Here is a 25,487-nt window from a genome sequence, read left to right as displayed (position 1 = left end):
CCGGAACCGGCCACACGGCAGCTGGGGCAAGCGCCGCAAACCGCGGAAAGCGTAGGCACCAGCAGCCCAAAGAGCGATCTACAGCTGGAGTACTAACACAGGTATTCGAGGGTGTGAATCCTTTAACGAACTAGTGTGACAGTACGTCATTTCCCGTGAATCCCCGCAGGTCCCGGGCCGGTTCGGGTCCTGGCGGCCGATTGTCAGTGGTATCGGCTACGGTCCCCGACATCCGAGAAGAACTCGTTTCCGAGGAGGGCCGGATGGCGATCCACCGTCGCATTCACGCCGCAATCCCGGTTCGCACCGCGATTCCCGTTCGCACCGCGATTCCCGTTCGCACCGCGATTCCGGTTCGCGCCGCCGTCCGCGTCCACGCCGTCATCCGAGGACTCGGCCGAAAAGCACGGATGTGGTGGCCGGCGCCGCCGACCACCACATCCGTTCACGCGTACCTCAGGCCCCCGGGGGCCGACCGGCCGGCCCCGCCGGGCGGGCCCGTCCGGCCGGACGAGTCGGCCCCGTCCGGCCGCTCAGCCCCGTCAGGCCGCCGGGAAGATCGGCGCGTCCGGCGTCAGCAGCTGGCCCGGCTTCGGCGCGGTGCCGTCCACCAGGTAGCGGGTGACCAGCGCGTTCAGCGCCTGGCTGCGGCCGACGGCGCAGTGCTCGATCGCGTCCACGCTGACCAGCACGGCGTTGCCCAGCTGCTGCTGCATCCGCTGGGCGAACTTGTACTGGGTGGCCGGGTCGTAGAGGTTCCCGATCACCATGACGGTGTTCGAGGTCTTCTTGTTCCACGGGCCGCTGAAGCGCTCGGCGTCCCGGGCCGGGGCCGGCCAGCTCGCGCAGGCGGGCGCGTCGAAGGCCTGGTAGCGGCCGAAGGTCGGCGACTCCTTCTCCCAGGCCTTGGCGACGTTCGGGAAGACCCGGTCGTTCGACGGGTACGGCTTGTCCTGGCAGTTGACGCCCATGTAGGAGTCGTCGGCGGTGTACTCGGAGTCGGCCGGGGCCTCGCGCAGCGCCCGCGGGACGTTCACCGCGAGGATGTTGGCGTCGTCGTCCGAGACGGTCGCCTTCGGCGCCATCAGGGTGTTCGCGGCCGGCTTCTGGATCAGCTGGTACGTCGCCTGCAGCGACTTGGCCAGCGGCGCCAGCTTGGCCTGCGAGTACAGCGCGCTGGCCACCTCGCCGGTGAAGGTGCTCAGCGTCACCTGGGAGCCGTTCGGCAGGGTGACCGGGCTGGTCCGCAGGTGGTCGCGGAGCTGGTCGAACTTGGCCCGGGTGTCGCCCTCGCCGAAGGCGCAGCGCGGGGCGCCGGCGGCCTGGCAGCGCTTCAGGAACTCGTCCAGGGCCAGCTCGAAGCCGCCCGCCCGCTGGCGGTCGTACTCCAGGCCGTCGTGCAGGCGCAGGTTCGGGTCGACGTTGCCGTCGACGATGATCGTGCGCACCTTGTTCGGGTACATCCCGGCGTAGGTCGCGCCGATCAGGGTGCCGTAGGAGAACCCGGCGAAGTTGAGCTGGGAGTCGCCGACGGCGCGGCGCATCCGGTCGAGGTCGCGGACCACGTTGATGGTCGACATGTGCTCGATCAGCGGGCCAGCGTTCTTGCTGCACGCGTCGGTGTAGTCCTGGTCCGCGTCCAGCGTCTCGTTGATCTCGGCCTTGGTGACCGGCACGCCGACCATGCGGCCGTTGACCGCGTCGGCGCGCTCCTGGGTCTTGAAGCACTTGAGCGGGTTGCTCCGGGCCACGCCGCGGGGGTCGAAGCCGACCAGGTCGAAGCGCGACTGCACCTCGGTGCCGAAACGGGTGGTGGTCGCCCACAGGTAGCCGCTGCCGCCCGGGCCGCCCGGGTTGAGGAACAGCGAGCCGATCCGCTTGGACGGGTCGCTCGCCCGCCGGCGCATCATGGCGATGCCGATCTTCTCGCCCGACGGGTTGTCATAGTCCAGCGGCACCGGGTACACGGCGCAGTCGTAGATGCCTGGGTCCGGCTTGCTCGGATCGGGGTTACACGGGGTCCAGTTGACAGCGGCGACCTTCGCCTCGGCCGCAGCCGCACCCGGCGCCAGGTCCATCGGCGCCGCCGACGCCGCGACAGCACTACCGGTGACGAGGGCGAGGGCGCAGGTGACCGCTCCGGCCAGCGTGGATATACGGGACAAGGAATCTCCTCCGTACTGAAAGGGCGGCCCCAGCCTGTCAGTCTGAGATCTCCATGTGAAGACCTGGAAGCACCGTAAATGTTTCGATGGCGTCCCGTTTGCGACCGGATTATTCTGTGAATGAACCAACTTGACGGTTGATTGACCTAATGGGTCGTCACCATCGCGTCACCACCGCACCCGGCCGGCCGGAGCGCCACTCGGCGGCACATGGAGCGCCTGCCCCCGCGCCGCCCGATGGCTTTTCCTCAAACTCCCTTCTGCGTGGCGGGAGTTTGAGGAAAAGCCCCAACGTCCGGCCGCCCCGCGCAGCGCGGCCGGGTCGGGCAGCAGTTCGCGAACCCGCTGGCGGTCGGTCTGCGCAACGCCGCGATCCGGCGCCACCGCAGCCCGGCCATCCCCGCACCCGTCGGGCGGTCGACTTGACCGGGAAACTGATGAGGCGCCATATTACCTTCATGACGCAACGCCCTGACGCCGGAAGCGGCGCCCCCACCCTCGACCAGGCGCGCCGCCAGATCGCCCGCTACGGCCTCACGGCCGACCCGCAGGCGATCCTGGTCGCGGCCCGGCTGATGGCGGCGGGCGCCCGGATCGGCCAGGCCGGGGAGGTGCACTTCGCCCGCTTCGGGCTCTCCACCGGCCGCTATCGACTGCTGGCCGACCTGGAGGACCACGGCGGCGAGAAGTCGCCCTCCCAGCTCGCGGCCGGCCTCGGCGTCTCGCGGGCGACCGTGACCGGCCTGGTGGACGGCCTGGAGCGGGAGGGCCTGGTGGTCCGCCGCCCGTCCGCCGAGGACGGCCGCGGCAACGTGGTGGTCCTCACCGCACGCGGCGCGCAGCGGCTGCGCGATCTGGCGCCCGAGCACTTCGCCCGGATGCAGGCGCTGGTCGGCGGGCTCTCGGTCGAGGAGCGCACCACCTTCCTCGACCTCCTGGCCCGGGTGGTCGAGGGTGCTGACGCGCTGACCGCGGACTGACCCGAGCGAGAACGGCGGGCCGCCCCGGGCGGCCCGCCTCCTTCACGACCCAATAGTTAGGCACCTAAGCACTAATAGTTAGCCACCTCATCACTTCCCTGAGGAGAAGCGCATGAGCAAGAAAGCACCCGGCGCACCGCCCCCCTTCACCCTGTGGCGGGAGGTCCTGGTCGCCTACGCGATGCCCGCCGTGATGGCCGGCATCGGCGGGGCCGTCACGCACCAGCCGCAGCTGATGATCGCCGCGGCCACCACGATCGGCGGCACCTCGGCCGTCGTCGCCACCCTGGTCGGTTCCGCCCTGCGAGGCCGGCCCAACCGTTCCCCGGGCGGCCGGGCACCGCGCGTCCTGCTGGCCCCCGCACTCGGCCTGGCCGCCGCAGCGGTCGCACTCGCCGTCGGCCTCGCGGCGGCGCACTGGCTGCCGCGGATCCACGGGCTCGCCACCAGCCCCTGGCCCGGCCGCCTTCCGGTCGACCTGCCGGTCTCGTCGGCGATCGCGGCCACCGTGATCACCTGGCGCTGGCGCGGCAGCCGCCCGGCCCGATCCCCGCAGCGCCGACTCTCCACCCAACCGGAAGGGCAGACATCATGATCGTCGTCATGGGCGCCGGAGGCGCCACCGGCGGAGCCACCCTGCGCAGCCTCGCCGCCCTCGGCGCACCGAGCCGCGCACTCAGCCGCGACCCCGCCCGTCTCGCCGCCGGCCTCGACGAGTGGACCCTCGCGCTGACCGAGACGCGCCCGGCCGACGCCGCCGACCCGGACTCGCTGCGCACGGCCTTCCGCGGCGCGCACCAGCTCTTCCTCACCATGGCCAACGGCCCGCACCAGGTCCAGCACGAGCTGGCCGCGATCGACGCGGCGGTCGAGAGCGGCGTGGAGCACATCGTCAAGATCTCCGCGCCCGCCGCCGAACCGGACTCCCCCGTGGCCGTCTCGCGCGGCCACCACCTGATCGAGGAGCGCCTGCGCGCGTCCGGCGTCACCGCGACGGTGCTGCGGCCGTACGCGTTCATGCAGAAGCTGCTGCTGCTGGCGCCCGGCATCGCCGCCGCCGGGGTGGTGCACGGCGCCCTGGGCCAGGCCCGCTGCAACTACGTCGACGCCCGGGACATCGGCGACGCCGCGGCCGGGGTGCTCACCCGCCCGGAGCTCGCCGGCGGAACGTATCCGCTCACCGGCGGCCGGGCGTACAGCTACCCGGAACTCACCGGACTGCTCGGCGAACTGCTCGGCCGCCCGGTCCGCTACCTCGACCTGCCCCCGGCCGGGCTGCACGCCCAGCTGGTCGAGCGGGCCGGGATGCCGCCCTGGCTGGCCTCCCACGTGGTGGAGATCCAGCAGCTCGCGGTGGTCCGCCGGGAGGCGCCCGACGACACCCTCACCCACCTCGCCGGGCGCGCCCCGCGCACCCTGGAGGCGTTCCTCCAGGAGCACCTGCACTGCTTCCGCTGACCGATCGGACACCACTCCGACACCGTGGCGGGCCCGGCGGCCGGGCCGGAACCGGGCCGGGAAGCCGGGCCCGCCACCCGAAGGGAGCAGCATTCGCTGTGGCGTGGATCACGATCAATCATTCGCCCTGACGATCCGTCAATTCGACTGACCTCCAGTCACATGGCCGTCACGCCTACCCAGTTGTTGCCTGATGAATCGTCAGCTCAGGCCATTTCCGGCCCAGTTGAGCCGGGTTTCGGGCCGTACGGCGCCTCACGGCCGGGGCTACCATCAGTCGGGTCGTCCGCTCCGGCCCCGGAGTGGGGTCACCCGGTCAGGCGAGTGCTCCCACCGCCCCGAAGGGCCGGGCATCTGTCGGAACGGGGCGAGGACGAGGAGCGTACGGGCTGCCATGACAGCTGAACCGAGCACGGAGCAGTCCGCCACGCCGCCGCGAGCCCTCTTCCCGGGCCGACCGGCCGCCGCACCACGCACCCTGGTCGATGTCCTGGACGCCACCGTCCGCGCCCACCCGAACGAACCGGCCCTGGACGACGGGCGCACCGTGCTCAGCTACCGCGCCCTGGCCGCCGAGGTCGAGCAGCTGCGCCGCCGGCTGGCCGCCGCCGGGATCGGCCCGGGCGACCGGGTGGGCGTGCGGGTGCCCTCGGGCACCAACGACCTGTACGTCTCGATCCTCGCCGTGCTCGCCGCCGGCGCCGCCTACGTGCCGGTCGACGCCGAGGACCCGGACGAGCGCGCCCAGCTGGTCTTCGGAGAGGCCGACGTCGCCGCGGTGCTCGGCGCCGAGCGCGCCCTGACCGTCCACCGCGAGCGCCCCTCCCCCGGCCCCGGCGAGGCCGCCGCGGACCACCGCCCCGGCCCCGCCCCGGCCGACGACGCCTGGATTATCTTCACCTCCGGCTCCACCGGCCGCCCCAAGGGCGTGGCCGTCACCCACCGCAACGCCGCCGCCTTCGTCGACGCCGAGGCGGCGCTCTTCCTCCAGGACGAGCCGATCTGCCCCGGCGACCGGGTGATGGCCGGCCTGTCGGTGGCCTTCGACGCCTCCTGCGAGGAGATGTGGCTGGCCTGGCGCCACGGCGCCTGCCTGGTGCCCGTCCCCCGCTCCCAGGTGCGCAGCGGCGCCGACCTCGGCCCCTGGCTGGCGGAGCAGGAGGTCACCGTGGTCTCCACCGTCCCGACGCTGGCCGCGCTCTGGCCGGCCGAGGCGCTCAACGAGGTGCGGCTGCTGATCTTCGGCGGCGAGGCCTGCCCGCCGGAGCTGGTGCAGCGGCTGGTCACCGAGGGCCGCGAGGTCTGGAACACCTACGGCCCCACCGAGGCCACCGTGGTCGCCTGCGCCGCGCTGCTGACCGGTGACGGCCCGGTCCGGATCGGCCTGCCGCTGGACGGCTGGGACCTCGCCGTGGTCGACGGGGCCGGCCAGCCGGTCGCGGCGGGCGGCACCGGCCAGCTGGTGATCGGCGGGGTCGGCCTGGCCCGTTACCTCGACCCGGAGAAGGACGCCGAGAAGTACGCACCGCTGGCCTCGCTCGGCTGGGAGCGCGCGTACCGCAGCGGCGACCTGGTCCAGGCCGACCCGGCCGGTCTGCTGTTCCTGGGCCGCACCGACGAGCAGATCAAGCTCGGCGGCCGCCGGATCGAACTCGGCGAGGTCGACGCGGCGCTCCAGGCCCTGCCCGGCGTGGCGGGCGCGGCCGCCGCCGTCCGCACCGCGCGCGGCGGCAACCAGCTGCTGGTCGGCTACCTGGTCGTCCAGGACGGCTTCGACCGCGAGCAGGCCGTCGGGCGGCTGCGCGCCGAGCTGCCGGCCGCCCTGGTGCCGCTGCTCGCGCCGGTCGACGCCCTGCCCACCCGCACCTCCGGCAAGGTCGACCGGGGCGCCCTGCCCTGGCCGCTGCCCGAGCTGGAGAACGCGGGGCCGGGCGAACAGCTGTACGGCACCGAAGCCTGGCTGGCCGAACAGTGGGCCGAGATCCTCGGCGTGACGGTGAGCGGCCCGCGCGACGACTTCTTCGGCATCGGCGGCGGCAGCCTGGCCGCCGCCCGGCTCACCACCCTGCTGCGCACCCGCTACCCGAACGCCGCCGTACTCGACGTCTACCAGCACCCGACGCTGCGCAAGCTCGCCCGGCACCTGGAGCGCGGCGCCGCCCAGGGCTGCGAGGCCCGCACCATCGCCCTGGTGCCGACCAGGGCCAAGCTGCTCCAGCTGCTCCTGCTGATCCCGCTGTTCACCGTGGTCGGCCTGCGCTGGACGGTCGCCCTGCTGGCCGCCGGCAACCTGCTCTCCCACCTCGGCGACTACCCGTGGGCGCCCACCGCCTCCTGGTGGGCGGTCGGCGCGGGCGCCCTGGCGCTGTACACCCCGGCGGGCCGGCTGGCGATCGCGGCCGGCGGCGCCCGGCTGCTGCTGCGCGGCCTGCGCCCGGGCAGCCACCCGCGCGGCGGCGCCACCCACCTGCGGCTCTGGGCCGCCGAGCGGCTCGCCGAGCTCAGCGGCGCCACCTCGCTGTCCGGCGCCTGGCTGGTCCGCTACGCCCGGGCGCTGGGCGCCAGGGTCGGACCCGAGGTGGACCTGCACTCGCTGCCGCCGGTCACCGGGATGCTGAAGCTGGGCCGGGGCTGCGCCGTCGAGGCCGAGGTGGACCTGTGCGGCTACTGGCTGGACGGCGACCGGCTGGAGGTCGGCCAGGTCAAGGTCGGCTCCGGCGCCGTGGTCGGCACCCGCTCGACCCTGCTGCCCGGCGCCCGGGTCGGCAAGCGCGCCCAGGTGGTGGCCGGCTCCAGCGTCACCGGGCACGTACCGACCGGCCAGCGCTGGGGCGGCGCGCCCGCCGTGAAGCTGGGCCGCGTCGAACGGGCCTGGCCCAAGGAGCGCCCGCCGCACCGGGCCTTCTGGGCCGCGCTGTACGGCGCCAGCGGCACTGCGCTCGGCCTGCTCCCGGTGGCGCCCGCGCTGGCCGCGCTCGCGGTGCTCTCCCCTTTCGTCCACCAGGGCGACGGCCTCGGCGCGGCGCTCGGCGGCGCGCTGCTCGGCCTGCTGCCCGCCACCCTGGCGTACGGCGTGGTGTACGCGGCGCAGCTGGTAACCGCCGTCCGGCTGCTGAGCCGCGGCCTGGTCCCCGGGGTGCACCCGCTGCACGGCCGGGTCGGCTGGCAGGCGTGGACCGTCACCCAGCTGATGGACCAGGCCCGGGAGGTGCTGTTCCCGCTCTACGCGGGGCTGGTCACGCCGCTGTGGCTGCGGGCGCTCGGGATGCGGGTCGGCCGGGGCGCGGAGGTGTCCACGGTGCTGGCGCTGCCCAGCCTGACCACCGTCGGCGACGGCGCGTTCCTGGCCGACGACACCCTGATCGCGCCGTACGAGCTGGGCGGCGGCTGGGTGCGGCTCGGCGAGGCGAAGGTCGGCGAGCGGGCGTTCCTGGGGAACTCGGGGATGACCGCGCCGGGGCGGGCGGTGCCCAAGCGGGGCCTGGTGGGCGTGCTGTCGGCGACACCGGAGAAGGCCAAGAAGGGCGGCTCGTACCTGGGCATGCCACCGATGCGGCTGCCGCGCGCGGCGGACGAGGCCGACCAGAGCCTGACCTACGAGCCGCCGGCCCGGCTGCTCTGGGCGCGCGGGCTGGTCGAGCTGGCCCGGCTGCTGCCGGTGCTCGCCTCGGGGGCGCTCGGCGTGCTGACCGTCGCGGCGCTGTCCCGGCTGGCCGCCTCCTGGTCGGCGGGCGCGGCCGCGCTGCTGTCGGGCCTGGTGCTGCTGGGCGCCGGCGCGGTGGCCTGCCTGGTCGCGGTGGCCGCGAAGTGGCTGCTGGTCGGCCGGTTCCGGGCGGTGGAGCACCCGCTGTGGAGCGGCTTCGTGTGGCGCAACGAGCTCGCGGACACCTTCGTCGAGGTGCTGGCGGTGCCGTGGCTGGTCGGCGCGGTGCCGGGCACGCCGGTGCTGAACCTCTGGCTGCGGGCGCTCGGCGCGCGGATCGGCCGCGGCGTCTGGTGCGAGAGCTACTGGCTGCCGGAGGCGGATCTGGTCACCCTCGGGGACGGCGTCACCATCAACCGGGGCTGCGTGGTGCAGACGCACCTCTTCCACGACCGGATCATGCGGATGGATACTGTGGTCCTCCGCGAGGGCGCCACCCTGGGCCCGGGCGGCATCGTGCTGCCCGGCAGCACGGTGGGCGCGCGCAGCACGCTGGGCCCGGCCTCGCTGGTGATGCGCGCCGAGTCCGTCCCCGCCGACACGCGGTGGCTGGGCAACCCCATCGAGGCGTGGCAGCCCACGTCATGACCACCCGTCCCGGCCCGCAGGAAGCGCCCGACCCCGTGAAGCCCAAGCACGCCCCGGCGGCCGCCGGCACCCCGGACCCGTACTTCCCGGCCAGCGGCGACCACCGCTACCGGGTCCACCGCTACGAGCTCGCCCTGGACTACCGGCCCGGGCCGAACCGGCTGGCGGCCTCGGCCCGGCTGAGCGCCGTGGCGGACGCGGCGCTGGCCGAGTTCGCGCTGGACCTCGCCGAGTTCCGGATCGGGCGGGTGCTGGTCGACGGCAAGGCCGCCCGCTACACCCACCGCGCCGGCAAGCTGCGGATCCGCCCGGCCAGGGCGCTGGCGGCGGGAGCCGCGTTCACCGTCGAGGTGCACTACACCGGCAACCCCCGCCCGGTGCGCAGCCCGTGGGGCGGCCTGGGCTGGGAGGAGCTGACCGACGGCTCGCTGGTCGCCAGCCAGCCGATCGGCGCGCCGTCCTGGTTCCCGTGCAACGACCGGCCCGCCGACAAGGCGACGTACCAGATCGCGGTCACCACGCCGTCCCCGTTCACCGTGCTGGCGAGCGGCCGGCTGCTCACCCGCACCACCCGGGCGTCCAGCACCACCTGGGTGTACGAGCAGAGCGCGCCGACCTCGCCGTACCTGGTGACGGTGTCGATCGGCCACTACCGGCCGGTGCCGCTGGCGGCCCGCCCGGCCGTGCCGCAGACCGGCTACGTCCCGGAGTGGCTGGTCCCCGCGTTCACCCGGGACTTCGGCCGGCAGCCGGAGATGATGGCGTACTTCGGCGAGGTGTTCGGGCCGTACCCGTTCGGCGAGTACGCGGTGGTCGTCGCGGACGAGGAGTTGGACGTCCCGGTGGAGGCGCAGGGCGTCGCCACCTTCGGGACGAACCACCTCGGCGGCGGCTGGGAGCGCGAGCGGCTGATCGCCCACGAGCTGGCCCACCAGTGGTTCGGCAACAGCGTGACGATCGCCGACTGGCGGCACATCTGGCTGAACGAGGGTTTCGCCAAGTACGCCGAGTGGCTGTGGTCCGAGCACGCGGGCGGTCCCGCCGCGGCCACCCACGCCGCCGCCGCGCACGGCCTGCTGTCCGGGCTCCCGCAGGACCTCAGGCTCGCCGACCCGGGCCGCAGGCTGATGTTCGACGACCGGTTGTACCAGCGCGGCGGCCTCGCCGTGCACGCGCTGCGGCGGGCCCTGGGCGAGGACGCCTTCTTCGCGATGCTGCGGGACTGGACGAGCGTCCACCGGCACGGCGTCGTCGGCACCGCCGACCTGCTCGCACACGCCTCCCGGTACGCGGCCGCCCCGCTCGACCCGCTCTTCGAGGCCTGGCTGCAGCGGCCCGAACTCCCGCCGCTGCCGGGCTGACCGGCCCGTCGGCGACAGGCCCTCGGCCAGCGCGGGGTGTTCGCGGGAATAACGGGTGGATCCTTCGGAGCGGCCTGGCTAGGTTGGGTTCGTTTGCCCGTCCGGGCTCGTCGGCGGGCCTCGCCTGCGGGCCTCGCCGCGGACCACACCGGCGGGGCTCGCCGACGGGGCTTGCCGACGGGCGGCGCCGACAGAAGCCGCTGACGGAACCCGCAGACGGACCTCCCCGCCGGACCACGCCGAAGGATTCAGAGGATCAGATGACCGATCAGCCCGACGAACTGCTGCCCACCACCCGCCGCGCCCTGCTGCACCGGATCGCCGTCGCCCAGGCCGAAGGCCGCACGCCCTCCCTGGCCGCCGGGGTGGTCCGGGACGGCAAGCTGGTCTGGAGCGGCGCCCGCAGCATGATCGACGGGCACGCGCCGACCCCGGACGTCCAGTACCGGATCGGCTCGCTCACCAAGACCTTCGTCGCCGTGCTGGTGCTGCGGCTGCGCGACGAGGGCCTGCTCGACCTCGCCGACCCGCTGGCCCGCCACCTGCCCGGCACCCCGGCCGACGGCGCGACCATCGCGCAACTGCTCGCCCACACCGCCGGGCTCGCCGCCGAGACGCCCGGCCCCTGGTGGGAGCGGACCGACGGCTCCCTGCGGCCCGGACTCGACGACCTGCTGGAGCCCGGCGCCGCGATCAAGCACCCCGCCGGGCGCCTCCACCACTACTCCAACCCCGGCTACGCGCTGCTCGGCGCGCTGGTCGAGCGGCTGCGCGGCGAGCCCTGGGGCGAGGTACTGCGGCGCGAGGTCCTGGCGCCGCTCGGCATGGACCGCACCACCCTGCTGCCCGAGCACCCGCACGCCGGGGGCTTCGCCGTCCACCCGTGGGCCGACGTCATGCTGCCGGAGCCGCTCACCGACACCGGGCTGATGGGCCCGGCCGGCCAACTCTGGTCCACCGTCGCCGACCTGGCCCGCTGGGCGGCCTTCCTCTCCGCCGGGGACGACAAGGTGCTCGCCGCCGCCTCGCTCGCCGAGATGCGCCGGCCCGCCACCGGCCCCGACAACGCGGACTGGACCTCCGCCTACGGCCTCGGCCTGCAACTGCGCCGCCACGAAGGCCGGGTGCTGTACGGCCACACCGGCTCGATGCCCGGCTTCACCACCGCACTGTGGGTCAGCGACCAGGACGGCCTGGCCGCGATCGCCCTGTCCAACGCCACCACCGGCGCCGGCACCACGGCGGTGGCCGCCCGGTTGATCACCCTGACCGCCGAGCACGAGCCCCGGCTGCCCGAACCCTGGCGCCCGCTGCCCGAGGTCGACGAGGGCCTGCTGGCGCTCACCGGCCCCTGGTACTGGGGAACTTCGCCGCAGGCCCTGCGGCTGCGGGCCGACCGCGCCCTGGAACTGACCCCGCTCGCCGGCGGCACCCGCAGCTCCCGCTTCCGCCCCGAGCCGGACGGCACCTGGACGGGGCTGGACGACTACTACACGGGCGAGACCCTGCGGGTGGTCCGGGCCGCCGACGGCACGGTCAGCCACCTGGACCTCGGCTCCTTCATCCTCACCCGCGAACCCTACGGCCCCGCAGCCGTCATCCCGGGCGACGTCGACCCGCAGGGCTGGCAGGCCTTCTAGGGCGTGCCCTGGGCGTATCCGGAGCGTATCCGGGGCGTGCCCTGGGCGTATCCGGGGCGTGCCCTGGGCGTATCCGGGGCGTGCCCTGGGCGTGCCGCCCTCGGGGCACGCCGGGCGCGCGCGACGTCGTGCCCGTCCGGGGGAGTGCGACGGCTCGGGCGCACAGGCGCCCGGGCTGTCCACCCCCGGCGGGCGAGCGCCCGGCGCCCGGCAGGTGACCGGGAGGCGACGGGTGGTCCCATTCAGCAGTTGCACATCTGCGCTCCGCCGCGCCGCAACATGGATGCCAACCGGTTCGGAGAGATATACGGGGACCGGTTCGCGTGCAGGCCCAACGCCTGCGGGCCGGGCCGGTGCCCTGGCGATCCAGGGCGCCGCCGATCGTGCTGCCCTGGAGGGTCCGCCATGACCACCGTCCCCACGTGCGCTCCGACCGCAGTAGCCCCCACCCAGGACGCCCACGCCGTCCCCGCCCCCCGCCGGCAGCAGGCCCCGGCCGCCTACACCGTCTCCCTCGCCCGCGACGCCGACGACGTGCGCGCCGCCCAGCGGCTGCGCCACCAGGTGTTCGCCGCCGAGCTCGGCGCCGTCCTGCACAGCCCGGTCGCCGGCCTGGACGTCGACCCCTTCGACGAGTACTGCGACCACCTCCTGGTCCGCGAGGGCGAGCACGGCACCGTCGTCGGCACCTACCGGCTGCTGCGCCCCGAGGCCGCCCGACGGGCCGGACGGCTCTACTCCGACGGCGAGTTCGAGCTCTCCGCCCTGGCGCCGGTCCGCCCGGGCCTGGTCGAACTCGGCCGCTCCTGCATCCACCCCGACCACCGGGGCAACGGCGCCGTCATCAACCTGATGTGGGGCGGCATCGCCCGCTACCTCGCCGACACCGGCAACACCTGGGTCGGCGGCTGCTGCTCGATCCCCCTGGACGACGGCGGCGCCACCGCGGCCCGGGTCTGGGACACCGTCAGCGCCAAGTACCTGGCCCCCGAGCAGTACCGGGTCACCCCGCGCCGCCGCTGGGACGCCACCGGCGTACCGCGCGCCGAGCGGGGCGCGCTGCCCGCCCTGCTCCGCGGCTACCTGCGGCTCGGCGCCTGGGTCTGCGGCGAGCCCGCGCACGACCCGGACTTCGACTGCGTCGACCTGTACGTGCTGCTGTCGCTGGAGCGCACCGACCCGCGCTACCTGCGGCACTTCCTGTCCGGACTGCCCGCCCAGCCCCTCGGCACCTCATCATGAGCGTCTGGCTGCCGACGGCCCCCTGCCGGCCCGAGACCTGCCTGGCCGACCCGGCGCCCGCCGTCTCGCACCCCCGGCGGGCGCTGCGGCTGACGGCCTGCCTGGCGGCGGTGCTGGCGGGCGTACTGCTCAGCCTGCCGCTGCGCCTCCTCCCGTACGGCACCCGGGAGCGGCTGATCCGGCTCTGGGCGCGCGTCCTGCTGCGCACCCTCGGGGTCACCGTCCACCTCGGGACGCCGGGCGGCGCGCTCGGCGGCGGGACGCTCGTGGTGGCCAACCACGTGTCCTGGCTGGACATCCCGCTGATCGCGGCGGGCCGTCCGGGCCGCTCACTGGCCAAGACCGAGGTCCGCCGGTGGCCGGTGATCGGGCCGCTGATCGCCTGGGGCGGCACCGTGTTCCTGGACCGCGACCGGCTGCGCGCGCTGCCCGACACCGTGGCGACGGTGGCCGAGGTGCTGCGCGCCGGCCAGCCGGTGATCGTCTTCCCGGAGGGGTCCACCTGGTGCGGGCGGGAGAGCGGCCGCTTCCGGCCCGCGCTGTTCCAGGCCGCGGTGGAGGCAGGCGCCTTCGTCCAGCCCGTGACGATCCGCTACCGGCTGGCGGACGGCCGACCGACCAGCGTGCCCGCCTTCATCGGCGACGACGGACTGCTCACCTCGCTCGCCCGGGTGGTCGCGGTGCGCGGGCTGGTCGCCGACGTGACGTTCCTGCCGCCGATACCGCCGCCCGCACCGCAGGCCACCCGGGCGGGCGCGCGCCGGGAGCTGGCCCGCACGGCGCAGGCGGCGGTCGAGGGCATCCGCTGACGTGGCCTCGACCTGCGGACCGGTCAGAGCGACCGGACCTCGGCCAGCGGCTCCGGACCGGGGTTCGGGTCGGGGTTCGGACCGGGGCCGGGGTTCGGGTCGGGGTTCGGACCGGGGCCGGGGTTCGGGTCGGGGTTCGGACCGGGATTCCGTCCCGGGGTCGATTCCTGAGCTGGCTCGGGAGTCGGCTCAGGGAGGCCGGTGCCGCTCGGGGCGGCCGGGCGGGCCCGGCCCAGCAGGACGGCGACCAGGACGGCGGTGACGGCGAGCGCGACCGCACCACAGCGCGCCGCGAGGTGGAGGCCCTCGATGAAGGCGCCGTCCACCACCTCCTGGACCGGGCCGGGCAGCACGGCGGCCGCTCCGCCACCGCCGCGCCCCGCCCCGGCGGGCGCGTCCGCGATCGGGCCGACGGCGTCCGGCGGCACGCCGATCCGGTGCAGGGCGGCGGTCAGGGTGCCGGTCATCCGGTTCGTCAGCACGGCGCCGAGCACCGCGATCCCGAGGACGCCGCCCAGCTCGCGCAGCGTGTTGATGGTCGCGGAGGCCATCCCGGTCTGCGCCGGGGCGACCCGCTGGAGCACCGCGATCGACACCGGGGTGAAGGTCATCCCCATCCCGAGGCCCATCGCGAACAGGGTCCACAGGTACTCGACGTAGTGGGCGTGCTCGCCGTAGAGGGACAACCCGCCGAGCCCCGCCGCGCACAGCACGAGACCGAGCACCAGCGGCAACCGGGGCCCGTACCGCGAGGTCAGCCGGCCGGAGAGCGGGGCCGCGAGGACGATCATCCCGGTCATCGGCAGCCCGGCGTAGCCCGCGTCGGACGGGGACCAGCCGAGCGGGCCCTGCATCAGCAGCGGCAGGAAGAACAGCGCGCCGAAGATCCCGAAGCTGACCATGAAGCCGCTGAGCAGCGCACCGCCGAGGGCGCCGTCGCGGAACAGCCGCAGCTCCAGCATCGGTTCGGCGAGCCGCAGTTCGAGCACCAGGAAGGCGGCCAGCAGCACGAGCGCCGCGGCGCCGCAGAGGAGCACCCGGGCGTCCGTCCAGCCGCGGGACGGCCCCTCGATCAGGGCGTAGACCAGCAGGCCGAGGCCCGCGGCGGAGAGGACGAGGCCGCCGAGGTCGATCCGCCGGGCGCGCGGGGGGATGTCCGGGAGGACGCGGGCGGCGAGCACCAGTCCGGCCACGCCGATCGGCACGTTGATCCAGAACACGCTGGCCCAGCCGAGGTGCTCGACCATCGGGCCGCCGACCACCGGGCCGATCGACAGACCCAGTGCGGAGACCCCGGACCAGAGGCCGACGGCCTTGGCGCGCTCGCGCTCGTCCGTGAAGACGTGGCGCAGCAGGGTGAGGCTGCCCGGGGTGAGCAACGCGGCCCCGACGCCTTGCAACATCCGGGCGCCGACCAGCAGGCCGATCGTCCCGGCGAGCGCGGCGAGCGCGGAGCCGACCGTGAACAGCGCGAGGCCGAGCCGGAACATCCGGGTGCGGCCGTGCCGGTCGCCGAGCGCGCCGCCGGTCAGCACGAGTCCGGCGTAGACGAGGCTGTAGCCCTCGGCGACCCATTGCAGGCCGCTGATCCCGGCGTCCAGGTCCTGCCCGATGCGGGGCAGGGCGTTGTTGACGATGACGTTGTCCAGCATGGACATGAACATGGTGACGCAGAGCGTCAGTAGCGCGAGCCGTTTGCGCCGGGCGCTCGACTCCTGCATGGGGGATCCTCCCGATCCTTGGCCCCTAACAGCGTTAGGGAGTGGTGCGGCACGCACAGGGTGCCCCTAACGGTGTTAGATTGCAAGCGGGATTTCACGACCGGACTTCACGACAGGACTTCGCGACGGGACTTCGCGACCGGATGAGACCGCTGGAGGCGTCCGCACAGCCATGCCAGAGAACGACGACACCACACCGCCGCTGACCAGGGAGGCGCTGACCCAGGCCGCGCTGCGAGTACTGGAACGGGACGGCCTCGACGGGCTCTCGATGCGCAAGGTCGCCGCCGAGGTCGGCGTCAAGGCGGCCTCGCTGTACTGGCACGTCCGCAACAAGCAGGAACTGCTCGACCTGCTCACCGACGCGGTGATGGCCTCGGCCGAACCCCCACCGCGCGAGGGCGGGTGGCGCGAGCAGTTCCACGCCTACTGCTGGCGCTACCGCCGACTGCTCCTCGGCAAGCGCGACGCCGCCAAGGTCGTCTCGGGCCGCCTCTCCCCCGGACCCCACCTGCTCGGCCTGATGGAGGACCAGCTCGACCGGCTCCGCGCGGCCGGCTTCTCCGACGCCGACGCCGCCATGGCCACCTACCTGCTGGGCGCCTTCGTCCAGGGGTTCGTCCTCCAGGAACAGTCCCCGATCTCGGCCGCCGAAGTCCTCGGCACCAGCCGCCGGGACATCGCCGACGCCGCCGGCGACCGCTTCCGCACCCTGCCCGCCGACACCTTCCCCAACCTCGTCGCCCTGGCCGACGACCTCACCGAACCCGACATGGACACCCGCTTCGAGTTCTGCGTGCAGCGCGTCCTCGACGGGCTCGCGACCCTGCTGCCGACGGAACCGCGGTGACCCGACCACCACGGGTGCGGGGCCGCCGGTAATTCCCGGTCCGGTCGCCGGGCACCCGCTAGTCTCTCCGGGCACCCCGGCCGCACGCCCACGGAGGAGTTCCGCGATGCCCGAGCTGTACCCCCACTACGAGCCCTACGCACAAGGCCTGCTGGACGTCGGGGACGGGCAGCGGATGCACTGGAACGCCTCCGGCAACCCGGCGGGCAAACCCGCCGCGATCGTGCACGGCGGCCCCGGATCCGGCCACCGGTCGGGCGCCCGGCGGTACTTCGACCCCGAGCGGTACCACGTGGTCCAGTTCGACCAGCGCGGCTGCGGGCAGAGCCTGCCGCACGCCGCCGACCCGGCGACCGGGCTGGAGCACAACACCACCGGGCGGCTGATCGCGGACATGGAGCGGCTGCGCGAACACCTCGGCATCGAGAAGTGGCTGCTGCACGGCGGCTCCTGGGGCTCGACGCTGATCCTCGCCTACGCCCAGGCCCACCCCGAGCGGGTCTCCGAGATCGTGATCTGCGGCGTCACCACCACCCGCCCCGAGGAGACCGACTGGCTCTACCGGGGCGTCGCCCGCTTCCTGCCCGGCCCGTGGGAGGAGTTCCGGAACTTCCTGCCGGCCGCCGACCGCGACGGTGACCTGGTGGCCGCCTACAGCCGGCTGCTCAACAGCCCGGACGAGACCGTCCGGCGGGCCGCCGCGAACGCCTGGGCCAGCTGGGAGGACGCCGTCATCGCGCACGAGGCGCTGGGCAAGCCGAACGCGTACAGCGACCGCCCCACCGACGCGCTGATGGCGTTCACCCGGATCACCGCGCACTACTTCGCGCACCAGGCGTTCCTGGCCGACGGCCAACTGCTGCGCGACGCCGGGCGGCTGGCCGGCACCCCGGGCGAACTGATCCACGGCCGGCTGGACCTCGGCTCGCCGCTGGACACCGCGTGGCAGCTGGCCCGGGCCTGGCCGGAGGCCCGACTGACCGTCATCGACGAGTCCGGGCACACCGGGAGTCCGGCGATGACGGAGGCGGTCCTCACGGCGATCGAGCGGTTCGCCTGACCGGCTTGCCTGCCCGGTTCGCCTGACCGGTTCGCCTGCCGGGTCGGGCGGACCGGTCCGCCCGACCGGTCCGCCCACGCCGGACGGCTCGTTCGCACGAACGGCCCCCGCCTACGATACGAAGCATGATCGCCTATGTCCCAGCCGCCCTGTTCTTCCTGTTGTTCGGAATCGGGGTACTACGCGACCGCCGTCAGTTCAGCAACGCCGTCCTGCTCGGCATCGCCGTCTCCCTGCTCGCCCTCGCTCTGCTCACCGAGCTGCGCGAGGCGCCCACGCTGGTGGTGGAGCTGGCGGCGGTCGCGATCATCCTGCTGCCGGCCCTCGGCACGGCGGCCCTGGTCTGGTTCCTGATCGCCAACGGCCTGACCATGATCCGCAAGGAGGGCAGGCGGCCCGCCAACCTGCTGTCACTCCTCGCCGGGCTGGGCATCCTCGCCGTCATCGCGCTGCTGTTCACCGCCCTGGCCACCCGCTCACACCGGCTGGGCATCCTGGCGGGCACCGCCGTCCTGGTGGTCGGCTACATCTCCTTCCTGTTCGTCTGCTTCGTCGGCTACGCGTTCCTCTACGGCCGCCACCGGCCGCGCCGGAACGTGGACTTCGTGGTCGTCCTCGGCTCCGGACTGATCGGCGGCGAGCGCGTCCCGCCCCTGCTGGCCAGCCGGCTCAACCGGGGCCGGGAGGTGTACGACAGGCAGGCCGCGCGCGGCAACCCGCCGGTACTGATCACCTCCGGCGGCCAGGGCCCGGACGAGAAGCTGCCGGAGTCCCACGCGATGGCCGACTACCTGACCGAACGCGGCTTCCCGGCCGAACACATCGCGCGCGAGGACCGCTCCCGTACCACCGAGGAGAACCTGCTCTTCAGCAAGGCCATCATGGAGCAGGCCAAGCCCGACTACCGCTGCGTCGTGGTCACCAACAACTTCCACGCCTTCCGGGCGGCGCTCACCGCCCGCACGACCGGCGTCAACGGGCACGTGTTCGGCTCGCCGACCGCCGCGTACTACTGGCCGAGCGCGACGATCCGCGAGTTCGCCGCCGTGTTCCTCTCCCACAAGCTGATCAACTTCGGGATCTGCGGCCTCCTCGCGCTCTGCGGGCTGCTCGCAGCCCTCTGAGCCGCCGCCGGCCCCGGGCCCTTGTCCCCGAAGTGACTGGGACCCAGCCGTATTCCACCCGTATCTCCAGCTGAGCCTCCGTCGGGTCTACGTCGGGCCTCCGTCCGGGCTTGCGTCCGGGCCCCCGGTCAGGCCCCCGGGCGGGGGGCCAGGATCGCGCAGGTGGTGGTGGCGTGCGCGTAGAGCTTGCCGTTCTCCACCCCGACCACCCTGGCCTCGGCCGTCGCCATCGTCCGGCCCAGGTGCAGCACCAGACCCTCGCAGCGCAGCAGGCCCGAGTCGGCGAACAGCGGGCGCAGCATGTGGACGTTCAACTGCGTGGTGGTGTAGCCGATCCCGGCGGGCAGCCGGCTCAGCACGGCACAACCGAGCGCCGAGTCGAGCAGGGTGGCGAGGTAGCCGCCGTGCACGGTGTTCATCGGGTTGTAGAGGTGGTCGCCGAGTTCGCCCTCGAAGACCGCCGTACCCGGCTTCGCCTCGGTCAGATGGAATCCCAGGGTGCTGCAGATCGCGGGCTCCTGGATCCGGCCCGCGAGGATCTCGTGCAGGATCTCCTCGCCGCTCAGGTGCGGGAAGGCGGAGATCGGCGGGCCGGCCGTCCAGGTGTGGGTCCGGGTACGGGGCTCCTGACCCTCCAGGGACTGCCGGCCCTCCAGGGGCCGCTGGTCTTCCTGGGGAGTCGCCCCGCCGGGGTCTGCCTCATGAGTCGTCATGGGATCAACCTGCCCTGTTCGCGCACGTCCCTCAAGCGCCTTCCGGTGTACGGCCGCCGTCGCAACGCCCCCGGGCATCGGGCCATGGCGGCCCACGCCATGGCGGTGCGGCGGACCCCGGGGGCCCGCCACATGGCACCGGGGCGCAGGGCGCGCCACGCTGCACGGCATCCGCCCCCACTCCTCCCCCACCCAGGAGTCCCCATGCCTCTCCGCCCTGCCGCCGCCGCGTTGTTGACGGCCGCCGCGCTCGCGATCGGCACCGCCACACCCGCCCCGGCTGCGGCCGACACCGTGAGCGGGACCTTCCAGCAGGTCACCGGATTCGGCGCCAACCCGGGAAACCTCGCGATGTACTCCTACACCCCCGCCGGGCTGCCGAGTGGCGCGCCGCTGGTGGTCGCGCTGCACGGCTGCCTGCAGACCGCCAACGACTACTACCGCAACTCCGGTTGGACGACCTTCGCCGACCGGTACGGCTTCGCGGTCGTCTTTCCGCAGACCAGCAGTGCCAACAACAGCCTCTCCTGCTTCAGTTGGTTCGACGCTGCCAAGGACGCCCGGGGCGCCGGCGAGGCGGAGTCGGTGATCGAGATGGCCGCCAAGGCCAAGGCCCTGTACGGTTCGGACGGCCGGCGGGTGTTCGTCACCGGGCTGTCGGCCGGCGGCGGGATGGCCTCCGACCTGCTGGCCGACTACCCGGACGTGTTCGCCGGCGGGGCGATCGACTCCGGCCTCCCGGCTCACTGCGCGACCACCCAGGGAGCCGCCTCCGGCTGCCAGAACTCCGACCAGGGGCTCACCCCGGCCCAGTGGGGCGACAAGGCCCGGGCCGCGTACCCGGGCTACACCGGGCCCTGGCCCCGGGTGGCGATCTGGCAGGGCAGCGCGGACACCGTGGTCAGGCCGGTGAACGCGACGGAGCTGCGCGACCAGTGGACCAACGTCCAGGGCGTCGGCCAGCACCCGACCAGCACCCGGAGCCTGCCGGGCGGCACCAGCGAGGAGGTCTACGCCGATGCGGGCGGGCAGCCCGCCGTGGCGCTGTTCACCATCGCCGGAATGGGCCACGGGCTGGCCGTCAACCCCGGCTCCGCAGCCGACCAGTGCGGGGCCACCGGCAGCTACTTCCTCAATGCGATCTGCTCCAGCTACTACACCGCGCAGTTCTGGGGCCTGGACGGCGGCACCGGGCCCACCACCCCCGGCCTGCCCGCCCCGGCCGGGCTGACCGCGACCCCGGCCGGCCAGGGCTCGATCGCCCTCGCCTGGCAGGCCGTCAGCGGAGCCGCCTCCTACCAGGTCTACCGGGACGGCGCCCTGGCCGGCAGTGCCACCGGCCCGTCCTTCACCGACACCGGGCTCGCCTCCGGCACGTCGTACGGCTACACCGTGGCGGCGGTCGACCCGGCGGGCGCGGTGGGCTCCCGGTCGGCGGCGGTGACGGCGACCACCGGCGGTGGCGCCACGCAGTGCTTCACCGACAGCAACTACCACCAGGTCCGGGACGGGCGGGCCACCCAGAGCGGCGGCCTGACCTACGCGCTCGGCTCGGGCCAGAGCATGGGGCTCTGGAACACCTTCGTGACGCACACCCTGAAGCAGACCGGCCCGGGCTACTTCGTGCTCGCCGACGGCCAGTGCTGAGCCGGCGAACCCCGACCTACGGCTCATCCGCCCCCCTCTCCTCTCCTGAACGCAGCCCCGCCGCCCCTGAGCGCAGCCCGGCGAACAGGTCGGTCTCGGGCCGCTCGCCCGCGCCCGGCACCAGGCTCCGGGCGAGGTGGTAGTCCTCGGTCGGCCAGACCTCGCGCTCGATGTCCCGCGGGTGAGCCATGAACGCGACCCCGGGCTCGACCTGGGTGGCGTGCGCCAGCAGTGCCGCGTCCCGTACGGCGAACTGCTCGGCGCACGCGATCCGGGTGGTGGTGGCGAGGGCGGGCGGGGTGTCCGGCCAGTCCGCGAGCAGTGCGCCCATGCCCGAGGGGACGCCCCGCTCCGCCATCGCGTCGTGCAGGGTCTGGAACCAGGCTCTGGAGAGTGCCAGGTGGTAGTAGAGCTTCGCCGCCTGCCAGGGTTCCCCCGCCTCGGGATGGCGGCCCGGGTCGGCAGCGGCCTCGAAGGCCTCGACCGTGACCTGGTGGGTCATCACGTGGTCGGGATGCGGATACCCCCCGGTCTCGTCGTAGGTGACCACCACGTGCGGACGGAACTCCCGGATCAGGGCGACCAGCGGCCCCGCGGCCGCCGCCACGGGCTGGGCGGCGAAGCAGCCCGCCGGAAGCGGTTCGCCCGGTCCCGGCATACCGGAGTCCACGAAGCCGAGGAACTGCTGGCGCACGCCCAGGATGCTCCGGGCGGCCGCCATCTCCTCGCTCCGGATCCGGGCGAGGTCCGCCCGGACCTCGGGGCGGTCCATGGCCGGGTTGAGCACCGAGCCGCGCTCACCACCGGTACAGGTGGCGACCAGGACGTCCACCCCCTCGGCCGCGTACCGGGCGAGGGTGGCCGCACCCTTGCTGGACTCGTCGTCGGGGTGGGCATGGACGCTGAGCAGGCGGAGTCCGCCGGGGTGCCGGGTGACCATGGTGCCTCCTTACGTCGTGGGTGAGCTGATGGCCAGGCGGGACCACCTGGAAGAAAGTTAGGACGGACACAGCAATGAGGTCAAGCCTATTTATTAGGCTCGACCCATCGAACTGCGCTACGCTGCCACCATGACGGAATCCGTGACGGAAACCGGGGCCACCCCGACCCTGCGCGAGCTCAACAAGCGCCGCACCCGCGAGGCGATCTCGCACGCCGCGACCAGGCTCTTCATCGAGCAGGGCTTCGACCGCACCACCATCGCCGAGGTCGCGACGGCCGCCGGGGTCGCCAAGATGACCGTCACCAACCACTTCCCGCGCAAGGAGGACCTCCTCCTCGACCTGCACGAGGAGATCGTCGGCCGGCTCGCCCGGTCGGTCGCCGAGCGCGCGCCCGGCGAGTCCGCCCTCGCCGCGCTGCGCCGCGACTGCCTGGCCGGCCTCGACCGGCACGACCCGCGGCTCGGCTTCTCCGGCCCGGCGTTCGCCCGCACCGTCGCCGACAGCCCCGTCCTGGTCGCCCGGCTGCGCGAGCTGCACGAGCAGAGCGAGACCGCTCTGGCCAGGGCCCTGGCCGAGGCCGCCCGCCCCACGACGGCAACCGGCACTCCGCCCGACACATCGCCCGACATACCGGTCAGCACACCGGCCGACCCCCCGGTCGACTTCGAGAGCCGGGTGGCCGCCGGGCTGCTCGCCGCCGTCGACCGCACGGTGTTCACCGAGGTGTTCCGCCGGCTGCTGGCCGGCGAGGAGGCCGCCGCCATCACGGCGGCGGTGCGCCCCTCGGCCGTCCGGGCCTTCGACCGACTGGAGGGCTCCCTGGGCACCTTCGCCGTCCGACCGGGCTCCTGACCTGCGGCGCGAGACGCCCACCCATGGACAGCCCTTGACGAAAGGTTGACCTGCTCACGGCAGAAGGTTGACGCCCGCCGCCCCTATCGTCGGCCCATGCCCTCACAGCCCATCAGGCCCACCGCCCTGCCGGTCCTGCCCTACCGCAAGCCCACCCGTGGCCGGGACTACTGGGTCCTGGACAACGTCCTCCCCGACCCGGACGCCGTCCGCGAACGCTGCCTGGCCCGCGGTGACTGGACCGAGGGCTACCCGTACCGCCCCGAGACCTGGCCCGGTCTGCGCACCATGCCCGGCCTGGAGCCCGACGAACTGGCCCGCGTGGAGGCCCTGGTCCGCAAGGCCACCGGCGCCTCCCGGCTCTGGGTCCAGAGCGCCCCGGGCGGCGGCACGCTCAACCACAACTGCGTCCAGGTCGTCGGCGCCGGGGAGTCGGAGTCCCGCCCGCACACCGACTCCCGCGCGCTCTGCCGCTACGCCGCCGTGCTCTACCTCAGCCCGGGCGCGCCGAAGGACGCCGGCACCAGCTTCTACCGCCAGCAGTTCCCCGGCGGACGCCTCGGCGGGAACCTGGTCAACGCGCCGCACCACAACCTGGTCGAGGCGCTCGGCACCCGCCACGTGCCCGCCGACCACTTCACCGAGGACGTCCGCGTCCCCAACCGCTACAACCAACTGCTCCTGTACCACGCCAACCTCATCCACAGCGCGACCACCTACTACGGCACCGAGCTGCCGGAGCGTCGGATGACGGCCGTCTTCTTCTGGATGGCCTGACGAACCACCACCACGTCACGCCGCCGAACGCGGCCCCGGGGCAATCGAACCTGCACGGCCACGGGCTCTTCGCCCCCTGCGGCCGGCATCCCGGCGATCACGCCCCCGCGACGGCTCCGCCACGGACCCCGACTGCCCCCTTGACCCGACCCCGCCCGCGCCCCCGAGAGTGGCAGGGGCGGACCGCACCACGGCGGCCGCAGCGGAGAGGGGACCACCCGTGAACGCACCCTGCCTCATCCTCGACATCGGCGGCGTCCTGGAGCACACGCCGAGGACCGGCTGGCCGGAGCGTTGGGAGCTCCTGTTGGAACTGCCGCCGAACGCGATCGACGAGCGGCTGCGGGACGTCTGGAAGGCCGGTGCGATCGGCGCCATCACCGAGCCGGAGGTGCGCGAACAGGTGGCCGCCCGGCTGCGCCTCGGCCCGGCCCAGGTCGAGGCCTTCATGGCCGACCTCTGGGAGGAGTACCTGGGCACGCCGAACGAGGAGCTCATCGCCCACGTGCGCGGACTGCGCGGGCGGGCCCGGCTCGGCATCCTCAGCAACAACTTCGTCGGCGCCCGCGAACGCGAGGTCCCGCTCTACCGGTTCGACGAGCTGGTGGAGCACATCGTCTACTCGCACGAGATCGGGACCGGCAAGCCCGACCCGCGCGCGTACGAGATCACCTGCGCCGCCCTGGGCGTCAGCCCGGTCGACTGCCTCTTCATCGACGACCACGCGCCCAACGTCGAAGCCGCCCGGGCGGTGGGCATGCAGGCCCATCTGTTCGAGGACAACGCACCCGCCATCGCCCGCATCGCCCGTCACCTCGGCGACGCCCCCTGACGGAGTGAGCGCTCACTCCGCACCTGGAGGGCCTGACGGACACCCCGGACACCCCGCCCGCGCGGCCCGCACCGGTTGGCGACCGCCTCGCCCGGGGACGCTGGCCGCATGGACCAGGACGCCGTACCGCCGACCGAGACGATCCGCCCCGGCTGGGCCGGGATCGACCACCTGCCGACCACCGACCTGCTCCGCCTGATCAACGCCGAGGACCACACCGTCCCCGCCGCGGTGGCCGGAGAGTTGGGGCGGATCGCCGCCGTGGTGGACGCCGCGGCGAGGCGGATGGCGGCCGGTGGGCGGCTGGTCTACGCCGGGGCGGGGTCCGCCGGGCGGCTCGGGGTGCTGGACGCCGCCGAGTGCCCGCCGACCTTCGGCACCGATCCGGGCCTGGTGGTGGGCCTGATCGCAGGGGGCAGGGCCGCCGTGACCGAGGCCGTCGAGGGCGCCGAGGACCGCCCCGAGCTGGCGGCGGCCGACCTGGCCGCCCTCCGGCTCACCCCGGCCGACACGGTGGTGGGCGTCTCCGCCTCCGGCCGCACGCCGTACGCGGTGGCGGCCGTCAGGACCGCGCGGACAGCCGGGGCGCTGACGGTCGGGCTGGCCTGCAACCGGGGTTCGGCGCTGGTGGCGGCGGCCGAGCTGGGCATCGAGGTGGAGGTCGGCCCGGAGGTGCTGGCAGGATCGACCCGGCTGAAGGCGGGCACGGCGCAGAAGCTGGTGCTCAACATGCTGTCGACGGCCGTCATGATCCGGCTCGGCCGGACGTACGGCAATCTGATGGTCGACCTCCGGGCCACCAACACCAAGCTCCGCGCACGGGCCCACCGGATCGTCGCGGAGGCCACCGGCGCCGACGAGGCGGCGGTCCGCCGCGCACTCGCCGCCACCGGGGGCCGGGCCAAGGATGCGATCCTGGTCCTGCTCGCGGACGTGGACGCGCCGACCGCCGCCCGGCGGCTCGCCGCCTCCGGCGGGCGCCTGCGCGAGGCACTGCACGCGCACCGCCGCTAGGGTCTGT

At 74.1% G+C, this 25,487-nt stretch carries 20 protein-coding genes; 16 read left to right on the top strand and 4 right to left on the bottom strand.

Annotation, left to right across the window (positions count from 1 at the left end; genetic code table 11):
* Positions 1-542: 542 nt before the first annotated feature.
* Positions 543-2,165, bottom strand: coding sequence for an alpha/beta hydrolase (locus tag ACIPLC_RS34730; protein WP_400477039.1), 1,623 nt, complete (start codon positions 2,163-2,165; stop codon positions 543-545).
* A gap of 458 nt (positions 2,166-2,623) precedes the next feature.
* Here ACIPLC_RS34730 and ACIPLC_RS34725 point away from each other — a divergent pair, with 458 nt between their 5' ends.
* From ACIPLC_RS34725 to ACIPLC_RS34690, 8 genes are all read left to right on the top strand, one after another.
* Positions 2,624-3,145, top strand: coding sequence for a MarR family winged helix-turn-helix transcriptional regulator (locus ACIPLC_RS34725; protein ID WP_400477038.1), 522 nt, complete (start codon positions 2,624-2,626; stop codon positions 3,143-3,145).
* Between the two features lie 112 nt (positions 3,146-3,257).
* Positions 3,258-3,740, top strand: a complete 483-nt coding sequence (locus ACIPLC_RS34720; protein ID WP_400477037.1) for a hypothetical protein — start codon at positions 3,258-3,260, stop codon at positions 3,738-3,740.
* A complete protein-coding gene (locus ACIPLC_RS34715) occupies positions 3,737-4,603 on the top strand; it encodes an NmrA family NAD(P)-binding protein (RefSeq protein WP_400477036.1) in 867 nt (288 codons plus the stop codon). The genes ACIPLC_RS34720 and ACIPLC_RS34715 overlap by 4 nt, the downstream gene beginning before the upstream one ends.
* 394 nt (positions 4,604-4,997) lie before the next feature.
* Positions 4,998-8,894 carry a Pls/PosA family non-ribosomal peptide synthetase gene (locus tag ACIPLC_RS34710; RefSeq protein WP_400477035.1) on the top strand — a complete coding sequence of 1,299 codons (3,897 nt, stop codon included), beginning with the start codon at positions 4,998-5,000 and terminating at the stop codon, positions 8,892-8,894.
* Entirely contained in the window at positions 8,891-10,255 is a 1,365-nt protein-coding gene (locus ACIPLC_RS34705; protein ID WP_400477034.1) for a M1 family metallopeptidase, read from the top strand. The genes ACIPLC_RS34710 and ACIPLC_RS34705 overlap by 4 nt, the downstream gene beginning before the upstream one ends.
* A gap of 260 nt (positions 10,256-10,515) precedes the next feature.
* On the top strand, positions 10,516-11,895 hold the full coding sequence (locus ACIPLC_RS34700) for a serine hydrolase domain-containing protein (RefSeq protein ID WP_400477033.1): 1,380 nt from the start codon (positions 10,516-10,518) through the stop codon (positions 11,893-11,895).
* Between the two features lie 405 nt (positions 11,896-12,300).
* A complete protein-coding gene (locus ACIPLC_RS34695) occupies positions 12,301-13,137 on the top strand; it encodes a GNAT family N-acetyltransferase (protein ID WP_400477032.1) in 837 nt (278 codons plus the stop codon).
* Positions 13,134-13,946, top strand: a complete 813-nt coding sequence (locus ACIPLC_RS34690; protein WP_400477031.1) for a lysophospholipid acyltransferase family protein — start codon at positions 13,134-13,136, stop codon at positions 13,944-13,946. Before ACIPLC_RS34695 ends, ACIPLC_RS34690 begins: the two co-directional genes overlap by 4 nt.
* Positions 13,947-13,969: 23 nt before the next feature.
* On the opposite strand, the gene ACIPLC_RS34685 is transcribed toward ACIPLC_RS34690, so the two are convergent.
* Positions 13,970-15,667, bottom strand: a complete 1,698-nt coding sequence (locus ACIPLC_RS34685; protein ID WP_400477030.1) for an MFS transporter — start codon at positions 15,665-15,667, stop codon at positions 13,970-13,972.
* Between the two features lie 172 nt (positions 15,668-15,839).
* Here ACIPLC_RS34685 and ACIPLC_RS34680 point away from each other — a divergent pair, with 172 nt between their 5' ends.
* The 3 genes from ACIPLC_RS34680 (at position 15,840) to ACIPLC_RS34670 (ending at position 18,701) form a co-directional block, all read left to right on the top strand.
* Positions 15,840-16,517 carry a TetR/AcrR family transcriptional regulator C-terminal domain-containing protein gene (locus tag ACIPLC_RS34680; RefSeq protein ID WP_400477029.1) on the top strand — a complete coding sequence of 226 codons (678 nt, stop codon included), beginning with the start codon at positions 15,840-15,842 and terminating at the stop codon, positions 16,515-16,517.
* A gap of 106 nt (positions 16,518-16,623) precedes the next feature.
* Positions 16,624-17,577 (top strand): prolyl aminopeptidase, encoded by a 954-nt coding sequence (gene pip, locus ACIPLC_RS34675; RefSeq protein WP_400477028.1) that lies wholly within the window; start codon positions 16,624-16,626, stop codon positions 17,575-17,577.
* Positions 17,578-17,702: 125 nt separating this feature from the next.
* A complete protein-coding gene (locus ACIPLC_RS34670) occupies positions 17,703-18,701 on the top strand; it encodes a YdcF family protein (RefSeq protein WP_400477027.1) in 999 nt (332 codons plus the stop codon).
* Positions 18,702-18,829: 128 nt separating this feature from the next.
* Here ACIPLC_RS34670 and ACIPLC_RS34665 read toward each other — a convergent pair whose 3' ends face one another.
* The gene (locus tag ACIPLC_RS34665) at positions 18,830-19,414 is read right to left on the bottom strand and encodes a PaaI family thioesterase (protein ID WP_400477026.1); all 585 of its coding nucleotides are present in this window, start codon (positions 19,412-19,414) and stop codon (positions 18,830-18,832) included.
* A gap of 204 nt (positions 19,415-19,618) precedes the next feature.
* Here ACIPLC_RS34665 and ACIPLC_RS34660 point away from each other — a divergent pair, with 204 nt between their 5' ends.
* A complete protein-coding gene (locus ACIPLC_RS34660) occupies positions 19,619-21,061 on the top strand; it encodes a PHB depolymerase family esterase (protein WP_400477025.1) in 1,443 nt (480 codons plus the stop codon).
* A 16-nt stretch (positions 21,062-21,077) separates the two neighbouring features.
* Here ACIPLC_RS34660 and mca read toward each other — a convergent pair whose 3' ends face one another.
* Positions 21,078-22,001, bottom strand: coding sequence for a mycothiol conjugate amidase Mca (gene mca / locus ACIPLC_RS34655; RefSeq protein WP_400477024.1), 924 nt, complete (start codon positions 21,999-22,001; stop codon positions 21,078-21,080).
* Positions 22,002-22,131: 130 nt separating this feature from the next.
* Here mca and ACIPLC_RS34650 point away from each other — a divergent pair, with 130 nt between their 5' ends.
* The 4 genes from ACIPLC_RS34650 to murQ all read left to right on the top strand — a co-directional run bounded on the left by ACIPLC_RS34650 (position 22,132) and on the right by murQ (position 25,480).
* Complete coding sequence (locus ACIPLC_RS34650) at positions 22,132-22,857, top strand: TetR/AcrR family transcriptional regulator (RefSeq protein WP_400477023.1); 726 nt, start codon at positions 22,132-22,134, stop codon at positions 22,855-22,857.
* Positions 22,858-22,953: 96 nt separating this feature from the next.
* Entirely contained in the window at positions 22,954-23,634 is a 681-nt protein-coding gene (locus ACIPLC_RS34645) for a DUF6445 family protein (RefSeq protein ID WP_400477022.1), read from the top strand.
* Positions 23,635-23,854: 220 nt separating this feature from the next.
* Complete coding sequence (locus ACIPLC_RS34640; RefSeq protein ID WP_400477021.1) at positions 23,855-24,466, top strand: HAD family hydrolase; 612 nt, start codon at positions 23,855-23,857, stop codon at positions 24,464-24,466.
* Between the two features lie 108 nt (positions 24,467-24,574).
* Positions 24,575-25,480: an N-acetylmuramic acid 6-phosphate etherase gene (murQ, locus tag ACIPLC_RS34635; protein ID WP_400477020.1), complete on the top strand. Its 906-nt coding sequence runs from the start codon at positions 24,575-24,577 to the stop codon at positions 25,478-25,480.
* Positions 25,481-25,487: the final 7 nt, after the last annotated feature.

It is taken from the genome of Kitasatospora sp. NPDC086801 (genome assembly GCF_044745805.1).
Lineage (GTDB): Bacteria > Actinomycetota > Actinomycetes > Streptomycetales > Streptomycetaceae > Kitasatospora.
This window is presented reverse-complemented; position numbering and strand designations above follow the sequence as displayed.